Here is a 1,940-nt window from a genome sequence, read left to right on the forward strand (position 1 = left end):
CCCCGGCACCCACCACAGGTCCCGCCCCGCACGCACCGGCCGCGAGGCTTCGCCCTCGTAGTAGAGCGTGTCCTTCTCCCAGGACCGGACGGTCTCGCCGTCCCGCTCGACCCGCATCGCGAAGTCGGAGCGCCACACCAGGGCGCCGAGCTCCTTCGCCACGTCGACCGAGCCGTCGTCCTGGAGGTGGAGCCGGACGCGGGTGCCGCCTCCGGGCCGCGCCTCGTCGCGGTCGTTGATGCGGAACAGGCTGCCGCTGGAGGCGATGTCGACCCGCAGGCCGCGGCCGGACTCCGCGCGGCCGTACGCGTCCGTCACGCGCGTGGAGATGCTGATCTCGTCCGCCAGCATGAAGTAGCTGAAGACACCGACGCCGAAACGGCTGTTGGGGAAGATCCGCAGGTTCTCGTCGGCCCGCCGCCAGCGTGCCTGCTCCCTGCGGTACTCACGCGACTGCTCGAAGCGCCGCCCCGCGCGCGAGAACGTGCCCCGCAGCGTGTCGCGCCCCATGCCGACGCCGTTGTCCTCGCACTCCACGTACGGGCGGCCCTCGGCGTCCCTGCCCTGACGGAAGACGATCTCCCCCTGCCAGGAGTGGGCGATGCCCTTGGCCGCCCTGCCGTAGCGCAGGCGGGCCTCGCGGTAGCGGCAGGCGTCCAGGGCGTTCTGGTAGAGCTCGCGCAGGGCGAGGTTCTTGTCGCCGTAGAGCTGGGTGCCCATCAGGAGTTCGCGCATCTCGTCCTCGGCAAGGCCGAAGCGCATCAGGGGCACTCCATAGGTGTCGCCCTTGGTGCAGGGGTCGTACTGGGGGCGCAGCCTGCGGCAGGTGACCCGCTCCGGCAGGTGGGCGAGGAGCCCGTCGGGGGCGGCGGGACCCACGTGCTCCCTGATGCGCAGCACCGCGTCGTCCGTCCAGCCGGTGAGCGCCTCAAGGCCCGCGTGCACGGCCGGGTGCGGGCACTGAAGGTCGAGGTCGACGGCCCTGGTGGAGCGGTCCCTGACCCAGCGCAGCTCGGCGACGCTCTCGACGGCCTGGCGGGGCCTGAGTCCGTCGGCCACCCCGATGTTGTCGACAAGGACTCCGGGCAGGTCCCTGAGGTCGCCGCCGAGCAGCCCGGCGACGGCGGTCAGCCAGGACAGCTCGCGCGGGCGCCAGCTCTCGGTGACCTCGCCGGTTCCCGGCGGCCCCGGGCGCACGAGTTCGGTGAGGCGGAAGGGGGCCTCGCGCTCGTCGTCGTAGGACCGGGCGGGCACGACGCCGGTCTGGCGGCAGACGCGGACCAGTTCGTCGGTGAGCTCCTCGACGCGGCGGGCGGGCGCGCCGTCCCCGATGAGGGCGGTGGCGAGCGGGGCGAGGAGCTGCGCGGCATACGCCTCGTCCCACAGCTCCTCCCGGCCCCTGACGTGCCGGTGCATCAGCCAGGCGGCCACGGCCCGCGCCTCCTCGGCGCGTCCGCGGGCCGCCAGCTCACGGCCCTTGCGCCAGATCAGCGCGTGCGCGGCGAAGGTGTGCTCCAGGTCCACGCGCTCCGTCTGGGCCTCGGCGTCGTCCACCGCCGGATCGAGCCGGAAGGCGTCGGCGCCGATGGCCGCCTTGACGCCGAGGGCGTGCAGCGCCTCGCGCACGAAGGGGGCCGCCGCGAGGACGGCGAACTCGCCCGCGTCGATGAGCGGACCGCCCTGGGTCTGCGAGGGGGCGAGCAGCGGCCTGAGGCCCTTGGTCAGGACCCGTACGGGATAGTCGTCGTCCGCCCAGGGGTCCTGGACCCCGGCCAGCGCCGAGCCGTACCACCGCGCGCACTCCCTGGTGAGCGTGGTCAGGGCCGTCTGGAGGCGGGCCTTGCGGGCCTCGTCGCAGCGGACTGCGGCCCACAGCTCGGGGTCGCGGACCGCGGTCGTCCATGCCTCCTGGCGCGTGCGGCCCGAGCAGAGCTGTACGG

1 protein-coding gene is annotated in these 1,940 nt (G+C 74.1%); it reads right to left on the reverse strand.

The features are described from left to right. The coding region (locus AB8Z36_RS39440) for an HD domain-containing protein (RefSeq protein WP_440582124.1) at window positions 1-1,940 on the reverse strand (1,940 nt) is incomplete at both ends.

Source organism: Streptomyces flavofungini (assembly GCF_041028215.1).
GTDB classification, from domain to species: Bacteria; Actinomycetota; Actinomycetes; order Streptomycetales; family Streptomycetaceae; genus Streptomyces; species Streptomyces flavofungini_B.